The 23,087-nt window shown below is 68.3% G+C and carries 22 protein-coding genes; 3 read left to right on the top strand and 19 right to left on the bottom strand.

Going from position 1 to position 23,087, the window contains the following annotated elements:
* Nucleotides 1-356: 356 nt before the first annotated feature.
* From rplI to ACAG25_RS04650, 7 genes are all read right to left on the bottom strand, one after another.
* A complete protein-coding gene (gene rplI, locus ACAG25_RS04680; RefSeq protein ID WP_370487125.1) occupies nt 357-812 on the bottom strand; it encodes a 50S ribosomal protein L9 in 456 nt (151 codons plus the stop codon).
* A 19-nt stretch (nt 813-831) separates the two neighbouring features.
* On the bottom strand, nt 832-1,086 hold the full coding sequence (gene rpsR, locus ACAG25_RS04675; protein WP_098003742.1) for a 30S ribosomal protein S18: 255 nt from the start codon (nt 1,084-1,086) through the stop codon (nt 832-834).
* 37 nt (nt 1,087-1,123) lie between these two features.
* Nucleotides 1,124-1,636 carry a single-stranded DNA-binding protein gene (locus tag ACAG25_RS04670; RefSeq protein WP_370487124.1) on the bottom strand — a complete coding sequence of 171 codons (513 nt, stop codon included), beginning with the start codon at nt 1,634-1,636 and terminating at the stop codon, nt 1,124-1,126.
* A gap of 99 nt (nt 1,637-1,735) precedes the next feature.
* A complete protein-coding gene (gene rpsF / locus ACAG25_RS04665; RefSeq protein ID WP_018603055.1) occupies nt 1,736-2,026 on the bottom strand; it encodes a 30S ribosomal protein S6 in 291 nt (96 codons plus the stop codon).
* 83 nt (nt 2,027-2,109) lie between these two features.
* Nucleotides 2,110-3,699 (bottom strand): glycosyltransferase family 87 protein, encoded by a 1,590-nt coding sequence (locus ACAG25_RS04660; protein ID WP_370487402.1) that lies wholly within the window; start codon nt 3,697-3,699, stop codon nt 2,110-2,112.
* Between the two features lie 26 nt (nt 3,700-3,725).
* Nucleotides 3,726-6,137: a transglycosylase domain-containing protein gene (locus ACAG25_RS04655; RefSeq protein ID WP_370487401.1), complete on the bottom strand. Its 2,412-nt coding sequence runs from the start codon at nt 6,135-6,137 to the stop codon at nt 3,726-3,728.
* A gap of 157 nt (nt 6,138-6,294) precedes the next feature.
* Nucleotides 6,295-6,729 carry a DUF5318 domain-containing protein gene (locus ACAG25_RS04650; RefSeq protein WP_370487123.1) on the bottom strand — a complete coding sequence of 145 codons (435 nt, stop codon included), beginning with the start codon at nt 6,727-6,729 and terminating at the stop codon, nt 6,295-6,297.
* A 100-nt stretch (nt 6,730-6,829) separates the two neighbouring features.
* On the opposite strand from ACAG25_RS04650, the gene ACAG25_RS04645 reads away from it, so the two are divergent.
* The 3 genes from ACAG25_RS04645 (at nt 6,830) to ACAG25_RS04635 (ending at nt 9,526) form a co-directional block, all read left to right on the top strand.
* Nucleotides 6,830-7,708: a DUF1707 domain-containing protein gene (locus ACAG25_RS04645; protein WP_370487122.1), complete on the top strand. Its 879-nt coding sequence runs from the start codon at nt 6,830-6,832 to the stop codon at nt 7,706-7,708.
* Between the two features lie 114 nt (nt 7,709-7,822).
* Nucleotides 7,823-8,368, top strand: coding sequence for a PadR family transcriptional regulator (locus tag ACAG25_RS04640; RefSeq protein WP_370487121.1), 546 nt, complete (start codon nt 7,823-7,825; stop codon nt 8,366-8,368).
* Between the two features lie 69 nt (nt 8,369-8,437).
* Nucleotides 8,438-9,526: an inositol-3-phosphate synthase gene (locus ACAG25_RS04635; protein ID WP_370487120.1), complete on the top strand. Its 1,089-nt coding sequence runs from the start codon at nt 8,438-8,440 to the stop codon at nt 9,524-9,526.
* A 78-nt stretch (nt 9,527-9,604) separates the two neighbouring features.
* Here the strand turns inward: ACAG25_RS04635 and ACAG25_RS04630 are convergent, their stop codons facing one another.
* From ACAG25_RS04630 to ACAG25_RS04575, 12 genes are all read right to left on the bottom strand, one after another.
* Nucleotides 9,605-9,922: a type VII secretion target gene (locus ACAG25_RS04630; RefSeq protein WP_370487119.1), complete on the bottom strand. Its 318-nt coding sequence runs from the start codon at nt 9,920-9,922 to the stop codon at nt 9,605-9,607.
* A 7-nt stretch (nt 9,923-9,929) separates the two neighbouring features.
* On the bottom strand, nt 9,930-11,456 hold the full coding sequence (gene eccD / locus ACAG25_RS04625) for a type VII secretion integral membrane protein EccD (protein ID WP_370487118.1): 1,527 nt from the start codon (nt 11,454-11,456) through the stop codon (nt 9,930-9,932).
* Nucleotides 11,453-12,808: a MinD/ParA family protein gene (locus ACAG25_RS04620; protein ID WP_370487117.1), complete on the bottom strand. Its 1,356-nt coding sequence runs from the start codon at nt 12,806-12,808 to the stop codon at nt 11,453-11,455. The genes eccD and ACAG25_RS04620 overlap by 4 nt, the downstream gene beginning before the upstream one ends.
* 91 nt (nt 12,809-12,899) lie before the next feature.
* Nucleotides 12,900-13,187, bottom strand: a complete 288-nt coding sequence (locus tag ACAG25_RS04615) for a WXG100 family type VII secretion target (protein ID WP_370487116.1) — start codon at nt 13,185-13,187, stop codon at nt 12,900-12,902.
* Between the two features lie 30 nt (nt 13,188-13,217).
* Nucleotides 13,218-13,520, bottom strand: a complete 303-nt coding sequence (locus tag ACAG25_RS04610) for a WXG100 family type VII secretion target (protein ID WP_370487115.1) — start codon at nt 13,518-13,520, stop codon at nt 13,218-13,220.
* Nucleotides 13,521-13,608: 88 nt separating this feature from the next.
* Nucleotides 13,609-14,907: a PPE family protein gene (locus ACAG25_RS04605; RefSeq protein ID WP_370487114.1), complete on the bottom strand. Its 1,299-nt coding sequence runs from the start codon at nt 14,905-14,907 to the stop codon at nt 13,609-13,611.
* A 31-nt stretch (nt 14,908-14,938) separates the two neighbouring features.
* Entirely contained in the window at nt 14,939-15,235 is a 297-nt protein-coding gene (locus ACAG25_RS04600; RefSeq protein ID WP_370487113.1) for a PE family protein, read from the bottom strand.
* Between the two features lie 145 nt (nt 15,236-15,380).
* Entirely contained in the window at nt 15,381-17,162 is a 1,782-nt protein-coding gene (gene eccCb, locus ACAG25_RS04595) for a type VII secretion protein EccCb (RefSeq protein ID WP_370487111.1), read from the bottom strand.
* Nucleotides 17,159-19,387 (bottom strand): type VII secretion protein EccCa, encoded by a 2,229-nt coding sequence (gene eccCa / locus ACAG25_RS04590; protein WP_370487110.1) that lies wholly within the window; start codon nt 19,385-19,387, stop codon nt 17,159-17,161. Before eccCa ends, eccCb begins: the two co-directional genes overlap by 4 nt.
* The gene (gene eccB / locus ACAG25_RS04585; RefSeq protein ID WP_370487400.1) at nt 19,384-20,859 is read right to left on the bottom strand and encodes a type VII secretion protein EccB; all 1,476 of its coding nucleotides are present in this window, start codon (nt 20,857-20,859) and stop codon (nt 19,384-19,386) included. Before eccB ends, eccCa begins: the two co-directional genes overlap by 4 nt.
* A 2-nt stretch (nt 20,860-20,861) precedes the next feature.
* Nucleotides 20,862-22,583, bottom strand: a complete 1,722-nt coding sequence (gene eccA, locus ACAG25_RS04580; protein WP_370487109.1) for a type VII secretion AAA-ATPase EccA — start codon at nt 22,581-22,583, stop codon at nt 20,862-20,864.
* On the bottom strand, nt 22,580-22,957 hold the full coding sequence (locus tag ACAG25_RS04575) for a YbaB/EbfC family DNA-binding protein (protein ID WP_370487399.1): 378 nt from the start codon (nt 22,955-22,957) through the stop codon (nt 22,580-22,582). The genes eccA and ACAG25_RS04575 overlap by 4 nt, the downstream gene beginning before the upstream one ends.
* Between the last annotated feature and the right edge of the window lie 130 nt (nt 22,958-23,087).

Raw genomic sequence — 23,087 nt, 5'->3', positions numbered from 1 at the left:
CCCTTGTTAGCCGACCTGTGGATGGAGTGTGGATATCTCTGGTGAGCCATGTTGAGCCCTTGGGGACAACCTGTGGATCAATGACCTTGTTCATCCGATCCCTGCAGATGAACGCACCATAAGTGCTGTTCACAGTTGGGGATGGCAAATTGCCCGGCGTGTCGTGTTCGGCAACGCTTTCGGGCGTGTTGCGTGACGGACCGGGGTCGCGCAGGTTAACAGCGGGTGATGTTCGCTGTAGTCGCTTTGCCCAGAAAATGTTCGCCACGCGGTTACGCGGGATACAGCAACGGCCGGGTAGAGACCTGTCCGGTCTCTACCCGGCCGTATGCCGAGCTGGGTGGGTGGTCCGGCGACTAGCCGGCGACCACGTTCAGCGACACCGTGGCGTTCACGTCGGGGTGCAGACGCACCGTGACGGGATGGGTGCCGACGGTCTTGATGTGCGCCTTGGGCAGCTGGACCGTGCGCTTGTCGAGGTTCGGGCCGCCGGCCTTCTTGATCGCGGCGACGACGTCGGCCGCGGTGACCGAGCCGAACAGCTTGCCGGTGTCCCCGGCCGTCTTGACGCTCAGCTCGACGCTGTCGAGGGCTTCGAGGGCCTGCTTGAGCTCGTTGGCGTGCTCGAGGCCCTTGACGCTCTTGAGCTCCTGGGCGCGACGGATGTCGTCGGCCTGACGCTGCGCACCGCGGGTGGCCACGATGGCCAGGCCACGCGGCAGCAGGTAGTTGCGGCCGTAGCCGTCCTTCACCTCGACCGTGTCACCGGCCGTACCGAGGTTCTCGACCTCAGCGGTCAGAATCAGTTTCATCGTTTCGTCCTGTCCTGGCTCAACGCGCCGACGAGCTGAACGGCAGCAGCGCGACCTCACGGGCGTTCTTCACCGCGATCGCGATATCACGCTGGTGCTGAACGCAGTTGCCGGTCACGCGGCGGGCGCGGATCTTGCCTCGCTCGCTGATGTAGGTACGCAGCAGCGCGGTGTCCTTGTAGTCGATGTCCTGCCCCTTCTTGGAGCAGAACACGCACTTGCGCGTCTTGACCGGCTTTTCCGGTGCCGGGCGACGCTTGGTGGATTTCGCCATGTGTCTTTCTCTTTCTCAAAAATCGCTAGGAAAAGTGTCAGAAGGGCGGCTCGTCGTCGGCGCCGCCGAAGGAACCCGATGCGGGCGCGCTGCCCCACGGGTCTTCTTGGCCGCCGCCGCCACTGCCACCGGCGGGACGTGAGCCGCCACCGCCACTGCCGAACCCGCCGCCACCGCCGCCGCTGCGGCTGGCCTTGTTGACCTTGGCCGTCGCGTAGCGCAGCGAGGGACCGATCTCGTCGACCTCGACCTCGACGACGGTGCGCTTCTCGCCCTCACGGGTTTCGAAGGACCGCTGCTTGAGCCGGCCGGTCACGATCACCCGCGAGCCGCGGGTCAGGCTCTCAGCCACGTTCTCGGCGGCCTCCCGCCAGATGTTGCACCGCAGGAACAGCGCCTCGCCGTCCTTCCACTCCCCGCTCTGGCGGTCGTAGATGCGCGGCGTGGACGCCACGGTGAAGTTGGCCACCGCAGCACCCGACGGGGTGAAACGCAGTTCCGGGTCGGCGGTCAGGTTTCCGACGACGGTGATGGTGGTGTCACCAGCCACGAGTTCCTCCTGTGCAGTGCTAGTCGGTTTCCGCGCCCGCGGGCTTCGCAGCGCGTGTTGCGCGCGAGCCTACGCAGCGGCTCCGACGAGCGGCGGCTTTCAGTGCTTGTCGGTCCGCATCACCTTGGTCCGCAGCACGGACTCGTTGAGGTTAAGCTGACGGTCGAGCTCGGACACCGTGGCCGGCTCGGCCTTGACGTCGACCACCGCGTAGATGCCCTCGGCATGCTTGGCGATCTCGTAGGCCAGGCGGCGTCGTCCCCAGATGTCGACCTTGTCGACGGAGCCGCCGTCCTTGCGGATGACGTTCAGGAACGTCTCCAACGACGGTGCGACAGTGCGCTCGTCGAGAGTGGGGTCGAGAATGACCATGATTTCGTATGGACGCATAAGGAACCCATCACCTCCTCTGGTCTGGTCGGCCGCGGCGTGTCCGCGGCAGGAGGGTCGCCTGCGTCGGCAACCGGGCCAGGTTACAGGAGGGCCCGCTGATCTGCGAAATCGCGGGTGCGCGGACGCAGCCAGTCCGGCAGCCGCTGCGGTGGTGCATCAGGCGCACGGTCGAACACACCGCCGGCAGGATCGTCCACGCCGCCGCGCCGCACGAGGTCCAGCGACGGCCGGTAGATCTGCCGCACCACCAGGACGCACAGGACCACCACCGCGATGTCGCGCAGCAGCACCGTGGCGGTGAACGCCTGCTCGGGCAGGCCACGGTTCTGCTCGCCGAACAGGTAGAGCATCCGCGGGACCCACACCAGCATGTCGATGGTCATCCACGCCAGCAGGATCCGGCGGTGCGGCAGCGCCAGCACCGCCAGTGGCACCAGCCACAGCGAGAACTGCGGGCTCCACACCTTGTTGGTCAGCAGGAACACCGCCACCACCAGGAACGCCAGTTGCGCCACGCGCGGACGCCGCGGTGCGGTCAGCGCGATGTAGCCGATCGCGATGCAGCCCGCGGCGAACGCCGCCGCAGTGAAGGCGTTGAGCACCGACGGCGGCTCCCAGAACCCCAGGCCGGGGTCGAAGCCCTGCCAGCCGGTGAACGACTTGACGACGTTGTAGATCGAGTCCATGTCGTCACCGCGACGAGCGTTGAGCCGGAAGAACTCCGACCATCCGCGCGGGAACAACACCATGATCGGCAGGTTCACCACCAACCACGCGAGAACCGCGGCACCGGCGGTCTTGCCGACCTCGCGCATTCGGCCGGTACGAATCGCCAACAGCACCAACGGAACCAGCAGCAGCACCGGATAGAGTTTGGCCGCCACACCCAGGCCGATCAGCACACCTGTCAGGCCGGGTCGTCGTCGCGCCCACGCCAGCAGGGCGCCGGCGGCGAAAGCCGTTGCCAGCGCGTCGAAGTTGGTGAAGATCTGGAAGATCACGATCGGGGAACCGGCCACCAGCGCGGCATCCCAGATCCGGCGCGGACCGGCCAGCATCGCCGTGGCCCACAACGTGATCAGCCAGGCCAAAGCCAGCCCGAACGCGGCGACGTTGAAGAACATCACCACCTCGGCGATGATCGGCACCGACACCGCTTTCGTCAGAGCGGTATAGGTTTTCGCGACCGTCATCGACAGGTACTGGTAGAGCCCGGTCAGCACCGGATACTCCATGTACCGCACCGCCGGCTTGCCGTCGTAGGTGGTGTGCGGATTGCCTTCGGCGTCGGTCTCGATCCAGCTCGACTTGTACGGGAACTTACCGAGATTGAGCAATTCGGCGGTGTAGAGCGGCACGGTGTCGGAGTAGCAGAGCTGGTAGTAGGCGCGGTTGTTCTCCCAGTTGCCGACGCGCTGGTCGGCGGTGCCGGTGCCGGTGGTCTGCAGGCACGCGGCCTTGGTGGAGTAGCCCAGCGCCAGGAAGATCAGCGCGATGATCATCATGACGCGCAGCGGCGTCATGAACCGGGTGCGCCCGATCAGTGCGTGGCGGCCGACCGGTCCGCCGATGGTGCCGGCCAGCGCAGCGCCCAACGTGTCGGTGCGGCTGGGGAAGTCGCGGTCGTCGAGGCTCCGGAGGTCGCGCGCCGGCGGAGCCGGCGAATCCACCCCCGCCGGCGAGTCAGGCCCGGCCGTCACGGGAAGGGCGGCGGCGGTGCGGGCGGCAGTCCGGGTGGCGGCGGCGCACCCGGGGCCACGGGAGCCGGAGGCGGCGCTCCCGGAACTCCCGGCGGCGGCGGGATGACCTCAGGCCCGGGCGGCACCGCACCACCGGGCGGCGGAGGCCCGACCGGCACGGTCGTGGGCGGACCCCACGGGATCGTGATGCCCGGGGCGACCTCCAGCGTCGGCTGGATGACGGTCTGCGACGGGGTCGGCGGCGTCGTCGTCCGGGGTGGCGGCGGGGCCTGCGGTACGCCGGCGTAGCCGCCGATCTCAGCGGGCTTGGGGAACGACTCGTTGTCGGTGCCGTCGAGCGCCCCGTCCATGGTGGCTTTCCAGATGTCGCTGGGCAGGCCCGAACCGTAGACCGGTGAACCCCACTTGTTCTCCAGCGGTTTGGTGCCGTCGTTGGTGCCCACCCACACCGCCGTCGACAGCGACGGGGTGTAGCCGACCATCCAGGCGTCGCGGTTGGCGCCGGTGTCGCCGAGCTGGTTGGTGCCGGTCTTGGCCGCCGACGGTCGTCCGCCGGCCAGCGCGTGCCCGTTGGAGTACGCGGCAATCGGCTGCATGGCCGCGGTGACGTTGTCGGCGACGTCCTTATCGATGCGCTGCTCGCCGGAGTTGTCCTCCTGGCCCGCATCGAAGAGCACCTGGCCTTCGCTGTTGACCACCTTCTGCACGAAGTGCGGTTTGCGGTAGACGCCGGACGCGGCGAGCGTCGCGTACGCCGAGGCCATGTCGATGACGCGGGACTGGTACTGGCCGAGCACCACACCGTTGTTGGGCGGTCCGCCCTGGCCGTCCTCGGACAGGGTGTGCTCGACGCCGGGGAAGCTCTCGGCGATACCGGCCTTGTGCGCGGCTTCGGCGACGTCGGCCGGCCCGTTCTCCAGCTCGAGCATCAACCGGTAGTAGCTGGTGTTCAACGACCGCTTGAGCGCCTCGGCGATGTTGCAGCGCCCGCAGCTGCTGCCCTCGACGTTGCCGATCTGGATGCCGTCGACGGTCAGCGGCGAACTGTCGACCTGGTAGCCCAGCCCCATGCCCTGCTCGAGGGCGGCGACGAGCGCGAACACCTTGAACGCCGAACCCGTGGGCAGGCCGGCCTGGGCGTAGTCGAACCCGTTGGCGTCCGCGCCGCCGTAGTAGGCCTTCACCCCGCCGGTCTTCGGGTCGATCGACACCACCGCGGCGCGCATGTCCGGATCCTGGCCGTCGAGGTACTCCTCCACGGCGTCGACGGCGGCCTCCTGCGCCTGCGGGTCGATGGTGGTGGTGATCTGCAGACCTTCGGTGTTCAGCGTCTGCTCGTTGATGTTGAACAGGTTCAGCAGCTCGTTGATGACCTGCCGCTCGATCAGCCCGTTGGGTCCGGTGGTCTGGTTCTGCGTGGTCGCGACGTCGGGCGGGATGGTCGCCGGGAACACCTGCGCGGCGCGGTCCTGCGGGGACAGCGCGCCGATCTCGACCATGCCGTCGAGCACCCAGGACCACCGCCGCTCCGAGGCCTCGGCGTCGACCGCGGGGTCGAGCACCGAAGGCCGCTGGATCAACGCGGCCAGCAGTGCGCCCTCGGCGACGGTCAACTCCTCGACAGGTTTGTTGAAGTAGGCGCGCGACGCCGCCGCCACGCCGTAGGCACCGCGGCCGAAGTAGATGATGTTCAGATACGACTGCAACACCTGGTCTTTCGACCACTCGCCGCTCATCTTGGTCGAGATGACCAGTTCCTTGGCTTTTCGGATCAGGCCACCGACGCCGGAGCGGGCGTCGCCGACCAACGCGTTCTTCACATACTGCTGGGTGATCGTCGACCCGCCCTGCAGGTCGCCGCCGAAGATGTTGTTCTTCGCCGCGCGTAGGAAGCCGGTCAGCGAGAAGCCGGGGTTGGAGTAGAAGTCGCGGTCCTCGGCGGCCATCACGGCGTCGCGCACGTGCACCGGGATCTGGTCGATGTTGACGTCGACGCGGTTGCCCTCGGGCGGGACGATCTTCGCGATCTCGCTGCCGTCGCTGGCGAGGATGTTCGACACCTGCGCGGTGCGGATGTCCCCGGGGCTGGGGACGTCGACGATCATGTAGGCCATCCCGAACGTCACCATCGGCAACACGATGAGCACGGCGACCATCGCGATGAGGCCGCGCCGCAACCACGTCCGGTTGAGTTGTTGGCGCAGGCTCGGCGGGCGATCCGAGGGACCGCCACGGGACGGTCCACCGCGGCGGGGCGGCAAGCCCGGCGGCGGGGGCGGCGGAGGTTTGCGGGGCCCGCCGTCGAGCGCGCGCTTGACCGCATCGATCGGGTCGCGCAGCTGCGGCTGGTCGTCACGCACCGGCGGCAACACCGCGGTCCGGCGATCGTCCGGCGGGTTCGGGCGCACCGGCCGACGCGGTTCCTCGGGACGGCGGGCGCCGGCGTCGGACCGGCGGGGCGGTGGCTGCTGCGGGGGTCGTGGCGGCTGCGGCGGTTGCGGGCGCGCGCCGTCAGGCCGACGCCCGTCGCGCGGGTCGTGGCCTGACCGGTCGTCGCGCCGGTCGTTATTCACTGGCCGTCCGCGCGTTGGAACGCGCGGTCCCGGTCCGGCCCGGTCCGCGGGAGCCCTTCGGCGGCGGCACCGCACCCAGCACGTACGACTTGACCAGGTGGTTCCAGCTGCACGTGCGGCACACCTCGACCACGTGGACCGAGAACTCGTCGTACCGGGTGGCCAGGAGCACCAGTTCCTCGGCGGTGCGCGCCGAGCCCGAGACGGCACCGAGGTGATCGCCGAACACCCAGGACACCAGCGTGAGCTGTTCCTTGCGGCAGATCGGGCACATCACCGTGCTCGGCTTGCCGTGGAACTTCGCGGCTCGCAGCAGGTAGGGGTTGGCGTCGCAGACCTCGGCGACCCCGGTGCGCCCGGAGTAGACCTCCGCGAGCAGGGACCGCCGCCGCAGGGCGTAGTCCACTACTTGTCGCTGCAATCGCACGAGGACCAGAGTACGTCGGCGCTTGCGCGGCGGGTCGGGACATCGGCGTCCTGCGCGTCTGCGCTGCCGGCGAGGGGGTCGTGCTCTTACGATCTACCGCGTGGCTCCGGGCAGCTCAGGACGGCGGACGTCGTGGATGCGCGCCAAGGACAGCGACCGCAACCAGACGTGCCAGATCCTCGACACCGCCCTGGCCGACGGTCAGCTGTCGATGGCCGAGCACGGCGAGCGGGTCAAGACCGCGACGTCGGCGACGACCCTGGGCCAGTTGCAGGACCTGGTGTCGGACCTGCAGAGCGACCAGAAGGTAGACGCGCCGGTCATCACCAAGATCGTCAACCGGGCCAGGCCCACCTACCGCGCCGGGTGGGGCATCAAGGCGGCGACCGCCGCGGTGCTGGTGGTGCTCGGTGTCGCGATCGGCTGGGGTTTGTATGGCAACACCCCGTCCCCGCTGAACTTCACCTCCGACCCGGGCGCCAAGGACGACGGAATCCCGGCCACCGTCCTGACCCCGCCCCGCCAACTGTTGTCGTTGGGCGGTTTCACCGGGCTGTTCGAGCAGATGCGGCAGAAGTTCGGCAGCACCATGGGCTACGAACTCGACATCCATGCCGACATGGCCTACCTGGACCGGCCAGACCCGCAGGACAACCGGCGGAGCCTCTCCTACCACTACCGCGGTGGCTGGGGCGCGCCGATCGGGTCGCCGTCGGCCGTCGACGCCGACACGCAGCTGGTCGACCTGGCTGCGTTCGACCATGAGAAGGCCCTCGGGGTGATCCGCGGCGCACCGGAAACCGTCGGCATCAGCCGCGCCGACCTCGACGAGGTGTGGGTGCGCATCAGCCCGTCGGAGGACCCGGCCACTCCGGACGCGGTCGTCGTGGAGATCGTCGTCACCAGTGAGTTCGGCAACGGTCGCATCGAGCTCTACCCGGACGGCACCCCGCTGGCGATCTGGCCCGCCAACCGCTGACCTGCATAAACCCGGAAGTCGACGCCCTGGCTGTGGCAGCCAATATATCGGCGCGATACTATTGCGCGAGGTGTTGGACTGTCCTAACGGCGACGACGAAAGGGAGGTGGCGGAATGCTCGAACTGGCAATCCTGGGCCTGCTCCTGGAGTCGCCCATGCACGGTTACGAGCTGCGCAAGCGGCTGACCGGCCTGTTGGGGGCGTTCCGCGCATTTTCCTACGGTTCGCTCTACCCGGCGTTGCGGCGCATGCAGGCCGACGGCCTGATCGTCGAGGACGCCGCCCCGGAGGGCACCGTCAAAGTGCGTCGGGCACGCCGCGTGTACCAGCTCACCGATGCCGGTAAGCAGCGCTTCACCGAGTTGGTCGCCGACACCGGCCCCCAGAACTTCTCCGACGACGGCTTCGGCGTCCATCTGGCGTTCTTCAACCGGACGCCGGCGGAAGCACGTATGCGCATCCTCGAAGGCCGCCGCCGTCAGGTCGAGGAGCGTCGAGAAGGTCTGCGTGAAGCCATTGCGCGGGCAAGCAACTCGTTCGATCGCTACACCCGCCAGCTGCACCAGCTGGGCCTGGAATCCAGCGAGCGGGAAGTCAAGTGGCTCAACGAGTTGATCGCGGCGGAAAAGTCGGCGCAGGGCCATGCCGAGCAGACCTGAGTACGCCGCGCAGTTTGCAGCAGTGAGTCACCCCGAAAGCACTGAAGAAGGACAAGAGGAGAAGCCGTCATGACCGCAAGCAATGACGTCCGGGTCGCCATCGTCGGCGTGGGCAACTGCGCGTCCTCGCTCGTACAGGGCGTGCAGTACTACAAGGACGCCGACGAGAACAGCACTGTTCCCGGCCTGATGCACGTCAAGCTCGGCCAGTACCACGTCCGCGACGTCAAGTTCGTCGCCGCGTTCGACGTGGACGCCAAGAAGGTCGGCTTCGATCTGTCCGAGGCGATCTTCGCCTCCGAGAACAACACCATCAAGATCGCCGACGTGCCGCCCAGCGACGTCATCGTGCAGCGCGGCCCGACCCTCGACGGCATCGGCAAGTACTACGCCGACACCATCGAGGTGTCCGACTCCGATCCCGTCGACGTGGTCAAGGTCCTCAAGGACGCCGAGGTCGACGTGCTGGTGTCCTACCTGCCGGTGGGTTCCGAGGAGGCCGACAAGTTCTACGCCCAGTGCGCCATCGACGCCGGTGTGGCGTTCGTCAACGCGCTGCCGGTGTTCATCGCCTCGGATCCGGTGTGGGCCAAGAAGTTCGAGGACGCCGGTGTGCCGATCGTCGGCGACGACATCAAGAGCCAGATCGGCGCGACCATCACCCACCGCGTGATGGCCAAGCTGTTCGAGGACCGCGGCGTCACGCTGGACCGCACCTACCAGCTCAACGTCGGCGGCAACATGGACTTCCTGAACATGCTCGAGCGCACCCGCCTCGAGTCGAAGAAGGTCTCCAAGACCCAGGCCGTGACCTCCAACCTGTCGGGCTCGCTGGCCGGCAAGGTCGAGGACAAGAACGTCCACATCGGTCCGTCGGATCACGTTGCGTGGCTGGACGACCGCAAGTGGGCCTATGTCCGCCTCGAGGGCCGCGCCTTCGGCGACGTGCCGCTGAACCTGGAGTACAAGCTCGAGGTGTGGGACTCCCCGAACTCGGCCGGCGTCATCATCGACGCGGTGCGCGCCGCCAAGATCGCCAAGGACCGCGGCATCGGCGGCCCGATCGAGGCCGCGTCGGCCTACCTGATGAAGAGCCCGCCCAAGCAGCTGGCCGACGACGTCGCCCGCGCGCAGCTGGAGACCTTCATCGAGGGCTGATCCTCTTTTCGACGATTCCGCCGGAATCACATCCCGTTTCGGGATTGTGGTTCCGGCGGTTCGGTTTTCAGGGGGTTGTCAGCGAGGCGCCGGCGGCGGCATCTCGACGGCGCGGATCTCCTCGCCCGAGCGCGCATCGGTCTGCTCGTAGCGGGTGGCCGCGTCGTGCAGATTGGCGCCGTACTGTTGGGCGCCGTCGGCCAGCGCCTTGACCTGAGTTGCCACTGCCGTCTGGGCCTGCAGACAGGCACCGGCGGTCTGTAGTCCCGGCACCGCGGCGGCGGCCTCACCCAGCGGTGCATCGATCTGAGCTGCCGCCAGCCGCTCACCGGCCGCGGTGAATACCTTGCCCGCCGTGCGTAATTCGTCGGTGTTGACCTTCAACGACCCGGTCATCGGACTCCTAGAACCTCAGGTTGCGCAGCAGGTCGTAGGCCCCGGCGATCCACAGCAACATCGGGATGACCGCGGCGATGGCCGCGCCGTCGAACAGTTCGAAGATGCGTTTGGTCACCGGTGACATCCGGCGGACCCCGTCGGTCGCGCCGACGATGATGACGGCGCACACCGCCACCACGGTGTAGACCGCCAACACCAACCAGGCGCGGTCGGGGTACCACAGGCACAGGCGCACGGTCACCCCGGTGGGAATTGCCACCGCGGCGGTCATCAACGCCCAGGCGCACCACCGGTCGGCGTACAGGCGGGAACGGAAGCCGCACACCACGGTGACCAGCAGCGCCACGATCATGGTGTGGCGGAAGAAATGTCCTTGCACCACCACGGCGATCGCACCGACGGTCAGCGTCAGCGCACCGGCCGACAGGAAGCCGATGAGCAACCGCTTGGCCAGTTGGCTGCGCTCGGTCAACCGGGCAGCGGAGTCCGGCACCGACGCGATGATCGCCTGCCAGGTCTCGGACTCCTCCGAGGTGTCCGATGTCGTCACCGGGTCGAGAAGTTCGTCGTTGGACACCGTCTCGCCGGGCGCGGGGATCGGCGGCAGCGCGATGCGCGCGACCGCCACGGTCAGTTTGGCGGCGTTGGTGACCACGATCAGACCGAACGCGATGGCGCCGGCGGGTACCCAACTGCCCCAACCGTATCCGTAGGCCACCGCCGCCAATGTCACGGCCAGTGCCGTCACCGCCAGGAATGCGGCCACCTCCGCGCGCCGGCGCGGCCCCCCACGCGTGGCGACCACCACGAGCAGGACCAGCGCCCCGGCGGCCGCGATCTGCGGTGCGCCCAGCGAGTCAACCCCGCGGGGCAACGGCACGGCCAGGGCCACCGCCCCGGTCAGGGTGACCAGCGCCGATACCAGCAGGCTCTCGGCCATGTCCAGATGGCCGAAGCGGTGCTGCGCCAGCATGCTCGCACCACCGAGCCCGGCGCCGAGCACCCCGAGGGCGAGGGCCCACCACCAGTCCCGTCCCGTCGACGCCCAGGACATCATCGCCACGACGGTCAGCATCACCGCCGCCGCCGGCAGCATCATACCGACGAAGCGGTAGAGGGCGCTGCGGTCGAACTCCGGGGTCTCGTCGAGGACCGCGATCGCGTCGATGACGTCCTCGACCAATGGCCGGTAGCGTTCGGTCCGGCTGACCGCGACCAACGTCAGCAGGGAACCGTCGACGACACCGGCTTCGTCGAGTGATGCCGATTGTTTGATCGGCGCCGCGCCCGGCCGGGCGAACGACCACACACCCTGGGCCTTGAAGTCGAAGCCGGCCAACACATCTGCCGGGGTGTCGGCGAGGATCTCCGCCAGCACCGAGACGGTTTCGTCGACATAGGTCTCGATCGGTGCCGCCGATGGCAGCACGAGGTCGGTCATCCGGCGACCGGTCAAGATGGTCACTCGGGTCGTCGACGGTCGCCCGGGCGCGACGTTGGACGGCGCGGGCGACGCAGCCGTGGCCGTCAACGCCGCTCGAGCCGGTCGAAGTCGTCGGACAGCGCCGCGGCCAGCTCCACGATGCGTCGCTCGAACGTGCTGCCCAGCAGGTCGAGCTGGATCTCGGTGCCGGCGGCGATGTGCTTGTCGTAGGGCAGCACGATCACCCGTCCGGGCGCCACGTGCCGTTCGAACTGCTGCACCAGGTCCTCGACGTCGATGTTGGGTTTACCCGGCACGACGTGGTTGATCACCACGCACGACCGGCCCAGCAGGTCCTGATAACCGTTCTGCCGCAACCAGTCCATCGTGATCGCCGCCTGTCGCGCGCCGTCGATCGAGGCGCTGGCGACGATCACCAGACCAGACACTGTCGACAGCACGCCACGCGCCCCGGGCTGGAAGAGTCCTGCGCCGCAGTCGGCGAGTACCAGGTTGTAATACCGTGACACGATCTCGGTGGCCGCGCGCCAGTCCTCGTCGTTGAACTCGCGCCGGGCGGCGCTGTACTCCTCCGACGACAACACCTCGAGGTTCGCGCTGTTCATGCTGGTGTAGGCACGAATGTCGTTGTAGCGCTTCAGCTCCTTGTCCGACAGCAGATCGGCGATGGTCGCCGCGGACTGCCGGCCGGCGCGGTCGGCGAGGTTGCCGCCGTCGGGGTCGGCGTCGATGGCCAGGATCCGGTCGCCGCGGATGGTGCTCAGCGCAGATCCCAACGCGACCGTCACGGCGGTCTTGCCGACTCCGCCCTTGAGCCCGAACACGCCGATCTGATAGGAGTCCCGCGCGTTGCGCCGGATCCGGGCGTGCAGATCCATCTCGTAGAGCTCGTCGGGCGACAGACCCAGGTTGATGCGGGTCATCAGGTACAACCAGTGCCGCCATCCGCGCTGGGGTGGCAGCTTGACCGCCGAGCGCACCCCGACGTGCGAAAGCGCGTCGATGGCACGGTGATTGCCGATCGCGGCCGCCGACGCCGGCGCCTGCTGCGGTGCCGCACGGCGGTCACCGGCGGTGTCGGCGAAATGCTGGCTGGGCGACGGCGGTGGCGCCGGCCGGGGCGCGGGCGCCGGAGCCGCATGGGGCTGCTGGTGGCGCGCACCGCCGGTGTGGGCGTGTTGCGGCACCCGCATCAGCCCGTTGTCCGGCAGCGGTGGTGCGGTGGGTGCAGCGGGGGTGACGGGGATCTGTGTCGTCACCTCGCCCGGCCGCGGCGGCGCCGCCGACGTGGCCTGTGTGTTCATGGGGTTGACCGGCGGCGGCGGCGGTGCCTCGTTGTGCAGCGGGCCGCTCGGAGCGGGTGTGTTCGGCTCCTGGTCTTCGTCGACCGTTCGCAGCGCATCCGGGGAGTGGAACAGCCGGTCATAGTCGGCCGACATATGCACCTCTTAAGAGTCGTAGTCGATGGGCACACGCGGTGGGCGATCAGTCATTGTCCGGCGGATCGCCCACCGGCGCGAGTGTTTGCACTTATGTGAACGTTCCGATGACGCCGTTCTCGGTGGTGCCCATGTTCTGGCCCGAGTTGCTGACGGCGTGGCCGAGGCTCTGCAGGGCCTGGTTGATCTCCATCGAGTTGTTGTCCCAGCGCTGCTGCACAGCCTGGTACGACATCGAGCCCTCGCCGACCCAGGCGGCCTGCAGCCGCGCCAGCGAGCCCTGGCCCTCTTCGAGCAAACCCAGGGTGCGCTGCACCGCGGCCTGGAGTTCGCCTGCGCCGCTTTCGATTCCGGCGAAGTTGTATTCGATCAGTCCCATGTCTGTTCTCCTAAGGTTCGGGGTGGTCGGTCAGAGCATCTGGTTTGCGAGTTCGTCGGCGTTCTGCGCATCGGTGTTCTGATACGACTGCCCGCTGACGTTGATGTTCTGCGAGATGTCCTCGAGCAGACGGATCTGCTGGCCCGCCGCCTCGTTGAAGCGAATCAGCGCCGACTGCGCGGCCGCACCCGCACCCTCGCTGTTCATGCTGGCTTGCAGGCCCGCGGCGGTCGATTCGACCTGCGCGAGCACGGACGCGAGCTCACCGCAGATGCGGTCGAAGTTCGCCGCCTCCGCCATCAACTGCGGAGTATCCGCATTCACCAATCCCATTGCTGACCCTTCCTTCGATTACCTGTGCTCTCGCCGGTTGACGAGCTCCCCGACCCAGGCGGCCGGCAAGTTTGATGTGGTCGACGACTTACCAGTCGTCTTCTTCGTCCTCGTTGAGGTCGTGCTCCAACGGAGCGGGTGCGTTCAGTCCGTCGCGATGTCCGCCGCTTCTGCCCCGCTGGCCGAGCATGCCCATCGGACCGCCCATGCCACCGCCGCCGGCCACCGGTGCCGCGCCGGCCCCGGCTCCCCCGGCGGCCGCGCCAACGCCCACCGACACCGCGCTGGTGCCGGGCAGGAGTTCCTTACCGGTCAGACCCGACATCAGCGGCGTACGCGCCGAGGTGCCTCCGGCGCCGGGGAGCGACGCCGCCCGGACCAGTCCCGCACCGGTGGCGGCACCGTTGCCGCCGAGTGCCGGATGGTTGGAAAACGGTGTGGCGCCCAGCATTCCGACTTGCGCGCCCTTGTCACCGCCCATCTGGCCGAACAACGACGACACCTGCTGCAGCGGCTGTGTCAGCTGTTGGAACGGCTGCGTGACGCCCTGCATCATCTGCTGGGGAAGCTGCGCAAGCGTCGAACCCAGCTGGGACGCCATCTGCATGCCCATCTGCATCGGCTCCTGGCCCAGCTGCCCCTGCGGGTTCGTTTGTGAGCGAGCCTGATTCGCGGCCTGCGCGGCGCCCTGCTCCGCGCGGCCGGCCTTGAGGTTGGCCTCGTCGGCCTTGCCCTGGCCGCTGACCTGAGCGAACACCGCGTTGCGCACGGCGGCGCCGCCCATCAGCGGAGCCGCCCCTGCCATTCCGGTGGCCAGTGCCGCCTCCGCGGCACCCGGAAGCACGACCGGTTTGGGCATGGCGACCGGCTCGAACGTGGCGTTGAGCATGGTTTCCGATTCGTACAGCGTCATCACCGCCGCCGCCTGATCCCACATGCGCACGTAGTCGGCTTCGTTCAGGCCGATCGGCACGGTGTTGACCCCGAGAAAGTTCGTGGCCTCCAGCACCGCGTGGGTGACGTGGTTGAGCTCGATCTCGGGCAGCGGCGGGGTGGTGGCCATCGCCGAGGTGTAGGCGGTGGCCTGCGCGGTGGCCTGCGCGGCGCGCTTGTGCGCCTGCAGCGACAGCATGCGCAGCCACAGCACCATCGGCATCGACGCGGTGATCGCCCGCTCGCTGCCCATGCCCTGCCACATCTGCGCCAGCGACGCCAGGCTGGACGCCAGCTCGTCGGCCTGTGTCTCGAGCGAGATCGCGAACGCCTCCCAGCCGGCCGCCGCCTGCAGCATCGGAGCGGCACCCGCTCCGGCCATCAGGCGCGCGGTATTCACCTCCGGAGGGAAAGCCCCCCAGATCGGTGGAATGGGCAGGGTGGGGACAGCCATGGCGAATTCGGTCTCGTCGGGCGGGCCGGCGCTAGGCCAGCGTCGCGCCGTTCTCCCCGTCGACGGCCTGGTAGACACCGGCGATCTCGATCACCGTGGCACCGGCGCGGGCGAGTTCTTCCTGCGCCATCGCGTTGATGCCCAGGGTCTGCACCCCCTCGGCCATGAACGCCGCCGACGCCATGACCGACACCTCGTCGGCGCCGGCCGGAGCCAGCGCACTGACCTGTGCGGTAGCGGCCGTCCCGGCCGCCAGGCCGCGGGCTCCGTTGGCGACGACCTGTCCTCCGACACCGGCGGCGCCGGCGTTATGACTCAGGGGTTGCATTTGCTGTCTCCTGACATCGATGTAGTTCACCAGGTATTGATTTGTCGATCCACTGGCTCCGACGGCGGGTGACTGGTTGTTGAATCCCCCGACTCATCGCATTCGGCAGAATCCGCCACTTTGCTGGATCGCCTAGAAATTTATCCTAACCGCCCTCGGAGGGTGCTTGGAACACTTCTTCTGCGGGTGGGTCCACGTAGGCGGCCTGGATGACCTCCTTGCCCTCCGGTGAGACGTAAAACGCCTGGCCAGGTGGCCTTTTCTTCACGATGATCTCGCGCGACGGGAAATCCTGTTTCTCACCGGAGAGGAACATCGTCGGCGTCCCGGCGCCGTACGCGGCGCCGACGAACTTGTCCATCGTCGCGCGGTGCGCCTGGCTCATCTGGCACGTGACGATCAGATGCAATCCGATATCGGCGGCGGCCGGCAGCAGCGGCGTCAGGGGCGCCATCGGCGACATCATCCCGCCGGCCGCGACGATCATGTGCCAGTCGTCGACCAGCAGCACGATGTCGGGACCCGTCCACCAGGACCGGGCCCGCAGCTGCGCGGGCGTCAGGTCGGTCGGCGGCAGCCTCTTGGTGAGGTTGATGGCCAGCGCCTTGATCGACGCCTCCAGCGTGGTGTGGTTGCGGTTGATGGCACCGGCCTTGAGCAGATGGGTGTCGGGCACGGCTTCCAGCAGCCCGGAGCGGTAGTCGGCGATCATGAACCGCACCTGGTCGGGATTGTTGCGCGCGCAGATCGCCTGGGCCACCGCCGTCGCGATGGTGGTCTTCCCGGACTTCGGTGCGCCGAAGATCAACTGGTGCGGGCTGGTGTGCATCGCGTTGTGGGCCACGGTGAGATCGGCCTCGCGCACGCCCACCGGGATCGTCCACCGCGTCCGGTAGTCCGAATCCGGTGACGGCGGTGTGGGATCGAGCTGCCGCAGGTGAATCCTGCTGGGCAGCACGCGGACTCGGGGCGCCTCGTCGGTGTGGCGGGCGGCGATCTCGCGGACCGCGGCCGTCAGCGCCGGAACCAGGTCCTCGGCGCTGTGCACCCCGTCCATCCGGGGGACCCCGATCATCAGGTGGTGCTTCTCGGTGGAGACCGCACGCCCGGGCCGGTTCAGCGGGATCTCGCGGGTGATCCGGTCGATCTGCGTCTCGTTGACGTCGCCGAGCCGGAATTCGACCTTGGTGCCGAGATAGTCGCGGATCCGAGCCTTGAGCTCGGTCCACCGCGGGGTCGAGATGACCGTGTGCACGCCGTAGGACAAGCCCTGCCCCGCGATGTCCTGGACGACGGGTTCGAGGTCGGGGAACTCCGCGGCGAACGCCGGCCATCCGTCGATCACCAGGAAGACGTCCCCGAACGGGTCCTGCGACGCCGGGTGCTCGGGGTTCTCGCGCAGCTGCCGATAGTCGGCCATCGAGCCGACCCGCAACTCCTTGAACGTGTGTTCCCGTTGCCGCAGCACGGCTTTGACCTCGGCGACCACGCGGTTGACCCGGTCCGGCTCGGCACGGGTGGCCACCCCGCCGACGTGCGGCAGGTCCTCGACGTACATCAGGCCGCCGCCACCCATGTCGACGCAGTAGAACTGCACCTGGCGCGGCGTGTGCGAGGCCGCCGCCGACAGGATGAGCGTCTGCAGGAAGTTCGACTTGCCGGTCTGCGGTGCACCGCCGACGGCGATGTTGCCCGCGGCGGTGGAAACGTCGATGCCCCACACCTCCTGGCGGTGGCGGCGCGGCTCGTCCATGATGCCCAGACCGATGCGCAGCGGGCGGCGTTCGTAGTCGCGGGCGACGAGTTCGTTGACCGGGGTCGGGTCGGCCAACGGCGGCAACCACATCCGGTAGGCATGGTTGTCGCCGGTGGACAGCTGCTCGAGCACCACCTCGCGCAGCACCTTCTGCCCCGAGTCGACGGTCATGACGTCACCGTCGCATCCAGGATCGGCGCCGTGGTGAACCGGTGGATCCGAATGCTCTTGTCCGCGTGGGCCCCCGGTGCGGCGACGTCGTCGCCGGGGTCGGCGATCGTGGGGACGTAGGGGTTGCCCGTATAGACCGTCTGGAACTTCACCGGGTCCTCCATCCCGACGCGCAGGAACCCGACGCCGCTCTCCTTGTTGGAGATGTACTGGGCCTCCGGGGTGCCGATCACCGCTTTGGATTCCGCGGAACTGGTGGTGCGCAACGCGATCCGGTAGGTCAGGTTCGGTTCGAGCTTGTCGATGCGGGTGCCGCCGGTGTTCAGCGACTGCGTGGCCAGCAGCAGGTGCACACGCAGCGAACGCCCGACGCGGCAGATCCGGTCGAACAGGCCGATGAAGTCGGGGTGGTTCTGCAACAGCTCGGCGAACTCGTCGACGACGACGAACAAGGTCGGCAGCGGCGCCAGATCCGCGCCGCGCTCCCGGTACTTCTCGTACTCGGCGACACCGGACAATGCTCCGGCGGCGCCGACCTGGATGCCCGCCTGCCGCAGGATGGACTGCCGCCGGTCGAGTTCCCCGGTGAGGACCTCACCCATGCGGCTGACCAGCTCGGCCTCTTCCTCCATGTTCGTCACCACCGCCGCGGTGTGAGGCAGCTTCTCCATTCCCAGGAAGGTCGATCCGCCCTTGAAGTCGGTCAGCAGCAAGTTGATCTGGTCGGGATGGTGGGTGGCGGCCAGCGACAGGATGAGCGTGCGCAGGAACTCCGACTTACCCGACCCGGTGGTCCCGATCAGCATGCCGTGGGGACCGGCACCGAACTCCGCGCCCTCTTTGATGTCGAGGTACATCACGTCGCCGGTCTTGAGTTCGTGGCCGAACGGGATCCGCAACCGGTCGCGGTCGGTGTCGGCGAACATGCGCCACCGCGCCGGGGTGACCTCCTCGACCGTCTGCGCGCCGACGATCTCGTGCCACTCCGTGGCGACCTTCTTCTGCACCCGGGTGCTCTTGTCGATGATCGTGCCGGTGATCGACCAGCCCGCCAACTTGCGCGCGACCCGCTCGGCCTGCGCCGGTGTCATCGCGTCCACCCGACTGGCCACGCGCCGGAATGTCTGGTTGGGCAGCTTGTCGTCGGCGGTGCCGTCGGCGTTGACCCGGATGCGGTACGCCGAGCGGTGATTCCCGAGGGTGATGACGGTGACGCCGGCGCGCCCGTCCATGGGGAACCCGGCACGTCCGCCGGTCACGTCCACCACCACGACGTAGGGACCGTTGGGCACCGCGTCGGGGGTGTGCGGCCCCCGCGCGGTGAGGTCGCTGAGCCCGTCGGGGCGGGTGAACACCAGCCGGGTGGCGCCCGCGGCGTCGGTGTCGGACTGGTGCTGGGTGTGGGGCAGCCACTTCATCCATGCCCACTGCGGATCCTCGGGGTTGTCGACCAACACCCGGATCTGCAGGAGGTCCGGCGGGTGGAAGACCGCCAGATGGCACACCATCGCCCGCAGCAGCGCCGCGGCCGCGTCGATCTCGCCGCCGACCGCGATCGTCGGAAAGGTCCTCAGCTGCACCAACTTCGGGCAGTCGTGGATGAGTCCGTGGGTCCGCAGGAACTTGGTGACCCACATGTGGCTGACCGGTTCCAGGTGCGCCTGGGGGGCGCCGGCAGGTCCGGCGAGCTCACCGCCGACCGCGGGTTTGAGCAACCGGTCGACGGCGGGCTCGGAGCCCAGTCCGATCCTCGTGGCGGCGTAGAAGTCCGCGTTGGCCGGACGCGACCACTGCCGGTGGGTGCCGATGATCGACATCAGGTCGTCGGGATGCGGTGCGTGGTAGTTGAAGAACGTGACCTGGGCCGCAGCCGACGACGTCACGCGGGTCCGCAGGTTCGCCAGATACCGCAGGTATTCCTTGCGGTCGGCGTTGATCTCGGGCACCTTCTTGCCGCCGCTGCCACCGCTGGCGACCAGACCGACGGCGGCCATCACCATCATCAGCGGCATCATCAGCATGTACGGCGAGAGTTGCCGGATCCCGCTGAAGATCATGATCGCGATCATGCCGAGCATGCAGCCGCCCAGCACCCAGGGCAGCGCCTTCTGCATCCCCGACGGCGGGATGTCGATCCCGAGGTCGTCGGGCGGGGTCACGTTGATCTCCCCCGGCGTCAGCCGCGGGCCGCGCTTGATGATCGGGGTGAACTTCCGTGTCGTCATCCGCCGCCTCCGCTGGTGACACCCGCAGGCACCGCGCGGTCGCCATTGACCTTGCGCGGGAACGGGTTTGCGGGCAAGGTGTCGTGCTCGACCAGTGCGGCGTCCTTGGACAGCACCGGGCCGTCCACCAGCAGGCTGACGACCTGCCACGGCGCGGTCCTGGGTCCGCTCAACCCGAGGTCGGCGGCGGTGTCCTCGTCGGGCAGCCCGTAGCGCACGCCCTGCGGGTCGATGTAGTACAGGCTCTCCCCGTGCCGGGGGTCCGGCGACTGCAACCGCACGTACTGTCCACCGGCGATATGCACGGTGTTGTCGCCGGTGATCTGGTCGATCCCGTTGTGCTGTGCCGTGACCGGCAGCGGTAGGCGGCGGCCTGCGATCACCGTGGTCTTGGGGGCCTGATCGCCGGGCTCGCGCAACCAGGACCAGCACAACGTCGGAATCTCCTGTCGCAGCAGCATCTTCATGGCGGTGTCGGGCAGCGGAGAGGAGTACACCTGCTCCGGGAGGCGGGCTACCGCGCTGGGTTCCATCGACGGCGGCGCCACCAGCCCGTGGGACGCGGTGGCCCGCAGCGCGGCGGCGGTGGTGTCGTTGACCTTGGCCACCCCGTTGGCGAGTACGACGTAGTGCTGCTGGTCGGACTCGGTGACCGTCTTGAACACGGTGCCCACCACCAACTCCGGTGGCAGACCGAGGGTGTTCGGGGTTCCCACGGCCGCGATGGGCGGCAACCGCCACGGGCCGGCGTCGGGCAACGCGTTGAACAGTCCCTGCGAGATCGGTGCCGAGCGTGCGGTCACCGGGATGCCCACCGCGGAGGTCACCGCGCGGTCGGCAAGGTCGATGGCGTGCCGACCGGCGGCGGTGACCAGCCAGTCCTGCTGCTCGTAGGACACCAGCATGCCCTGGTCCGGACGCATCGGCCCGACCGAGGAATCCAGCACGAGCGGTGTGATCAGCACCGCCGAATCAACCTGCGGTGCCACGCTTTCCGGCTTGACGACGGTGTCGCACAGACTCCACTGCGACTCCGGTGTCGAGGACACCGGGGTGGCGTAGGGCGCGCCGGGGATGCCCAGGGTCTGACCCTTGGGCATCCGGTCGAGCTCCTCTGATTTCACCGCGGCGGGTGCGGCGGCGCTGCCGAGGATCAACCGCGCCGAGGTCAGGTTGTACACCGGACGCAGTTGACCGCTGTCGGGCAGCACCACGTAGAGCTGGTTGGTCGCGCGGTCGACGAGCAGGGAGTCCCCGCCGCGCTTGCCCAGCGGCTTGAAGTAGGCAAGAAGGGCGGCGCCCAGACAGATCAGGACCGCGATGACGATTCCGGCGGTCACGGCGCGGCTGTAGAACTGCAGCGGATCGTCGAACATCCGGGTGTCCCGGCGCACGATGGCATGCTCGACGCGCCGCAGCAGGAAGCGCCAGCCGCTGACCTGGACCTTGGTGGTGAGTCGGAAACCTGCCACGCTCACCCACCGATGTTCAGGCGCGCATGCACCGAGGTGATGGCGGCAGCCATGTCGTCGCCGTTGATCTCGCTGAGCTGCTCCACGTCGAGCGCGTCGATGTCCGGTGAGCGGGCCAGCCGCATGTCACGGGTCTGTTCGCCGGCTTCGACCAATTGTCGTGCGTACCGACCGTTCCCGGCGACGTCGAGCGCCGGTTTGCCGCCGACGACGCTGGTGCTCAGCAGCGTGGCGGCCTCGTATACGCGTTTGGCCGCGTCGTCGCTGAGCGACGAGTCATTGGCCGCGGCAATGACTCTGGCGATGTCGACGATCTCTTCCGCCGAGTAGGAATCGAACTCGATGCGGGTGGCGAAACGGGAACGCAGACCGTCGTTGGTCTCCAGTAGCCGATCGATGTCGCTGCTGTAGCCGGCGATGATGACCACCAACCGGTCGCGGTCGTTCTCCATCCGGGCCAGGAGCGTGTCCAGCGCCTCGGTGCCGAACGGGTCGGCCCGGCCATCGCGTTCCTGCACGAGTGTGTAGGCCTCGTCGATGAACAACACCCCGCCCATCGCTCGGTCGATGGTGCGGGCCGTCTTGACTGCGGACTGTCCCTCGTACTCGGCGACGAAGTCCTTGCGTGAGGTCTCCACCAGCTTGGGTTCGGCGATCACGCCGAGACCGGCCAGGATGTTGGCGACCACCCGCGCGATGGTGGTCTTACCCGTGCCGGGCGGACCCGTGAAGATCATGTGCTTGGACGCCTGCGCCACCTTCATCCCGCGTGCGGCACGGACTTTCGCCATCTGCGTGGCGGCCCGGTAGCGCTCGATCTGCTCCTTGACGCGAGCCAGCCCGATCTGCCGGTCCAGTTCGGCCTGCGCCTCGGCGAGCAGTTGATCGCGATCCGACGTGTCGACCTCGACGCTGTCGGGATCCCAGGCGTCGCGCCGCGTGGCGATCTGCTCGGCCGTCGTGGTGCGCAGACGGTAGTTGGGATCCTTGAGGGCCGCGGCGACCTGGGGTGTGGGGTGGGTGGCCTGCAACCACTCCAGCAACGCGACCGCTGCCTCTTCGTTGCCCTGGCCCCGCCTGGTCATCGCAAGGAACCACGCGATGGCCTGCGCGCAGGCCTCTCCGGCGGGCGAAGCGTTCGATTCGACCAGACGGCGCTCGGCCTCGCTGAACAGGCCCAGGTTCGCTGCGGCGACACCGTGGGCGACCCCGGCGGCGGCGGCCAGGAACTTGTCTGGCCATGCCGCAGCACCGCGGACCTCGTCGATCACGTCGGTCCAGCGTTGGGATGCGCCGTACACCACCGCCTTTCCCCACGAGATCAGGTGTTCGGCGCCGGCCGAAGGGATGTCGTCGAGCGCCTCCATGGCGTCGGAGTAGTTGCCGCACGCGGCTTCGGTGACAGCGAAACCCATCGTGATGGCCAGCGGCGAGTTCACCGGATAGGTGATGTCGCCGTAGAGTCCGCCGATCGGAACGCGTGCCCCCAAGCTGATCATCGGGACCTCGGCGGCCCCGGCGAGCTGGCCGAAGTTGTTGCGGGAGTACCACGCCCGGAACATCGTGACGCGGTCGGTGTCACCGCAGCGGATCCGCCCCACCCACGCGTCACACGCGGAGTCGTCGGCATCGGTGATCTCGGTGAACAGTTGCAGCGATCGTGCGGGTGCCGTGGGCAGCATGCCGACCGCGGTGCCGAACAGGCCGGCCAGATGTTCCGTCATTCCTCACCTGCGTATCGGGTCGCGAACACTTCGGCGCGCGCAGCCTGCGCCTGCTCGGGGGTGGGCAGATCCAGGTCACGGCTGAGGAAGTCGCGCGTGGCGACGTTGTCGTGACCCTGCTCGCGCATCTCGTCGAGCATGAACGTGTACTGCGCCGAGCGGGCGTCCTGGGTGGCCAGGCCGGCGATCACCACGATCTCCTCGGCCAGGCCGCTCTCGGTCATCGAGACGACGTTCGGGGACAGGTCGACCTGCTGGACGCGGCCGTCCATGTAGGTGGTCACGGTGACCGTGCCCGGCGGGTTGGTTACGGTGAACATCGGCATCGGGTCCTCGCCTCGGCCCGGGTCCTCGCCGAGCGTCGGCTCCGCCACGTCCTCGACGCTTCGGCTGTTGGTGAAATCGCCGAGGATCACCCCGAGATCGGTTTCCCCGTCGACGTCGCCGGCGCCGAAGTCGATCGCCGCGAGATCGTCGTGGTCCCCGTCGTCAGGGGTACCGGTC

It is taken from the genome of Mycobacterium sp. pV006 (assembly GCF_041287115.1).
Taxonomy (GTDB): Bacteria; Actinomycetota; Actinomycetes; order Mycobacteriales; family Mycobacteriaceae; genus Mycobacterium.
The sequence above is the reverse complement of the archived record's forward strand: the minus strand, read 5'-3'. Positions and strand labels throughout refer to the sequence as shown.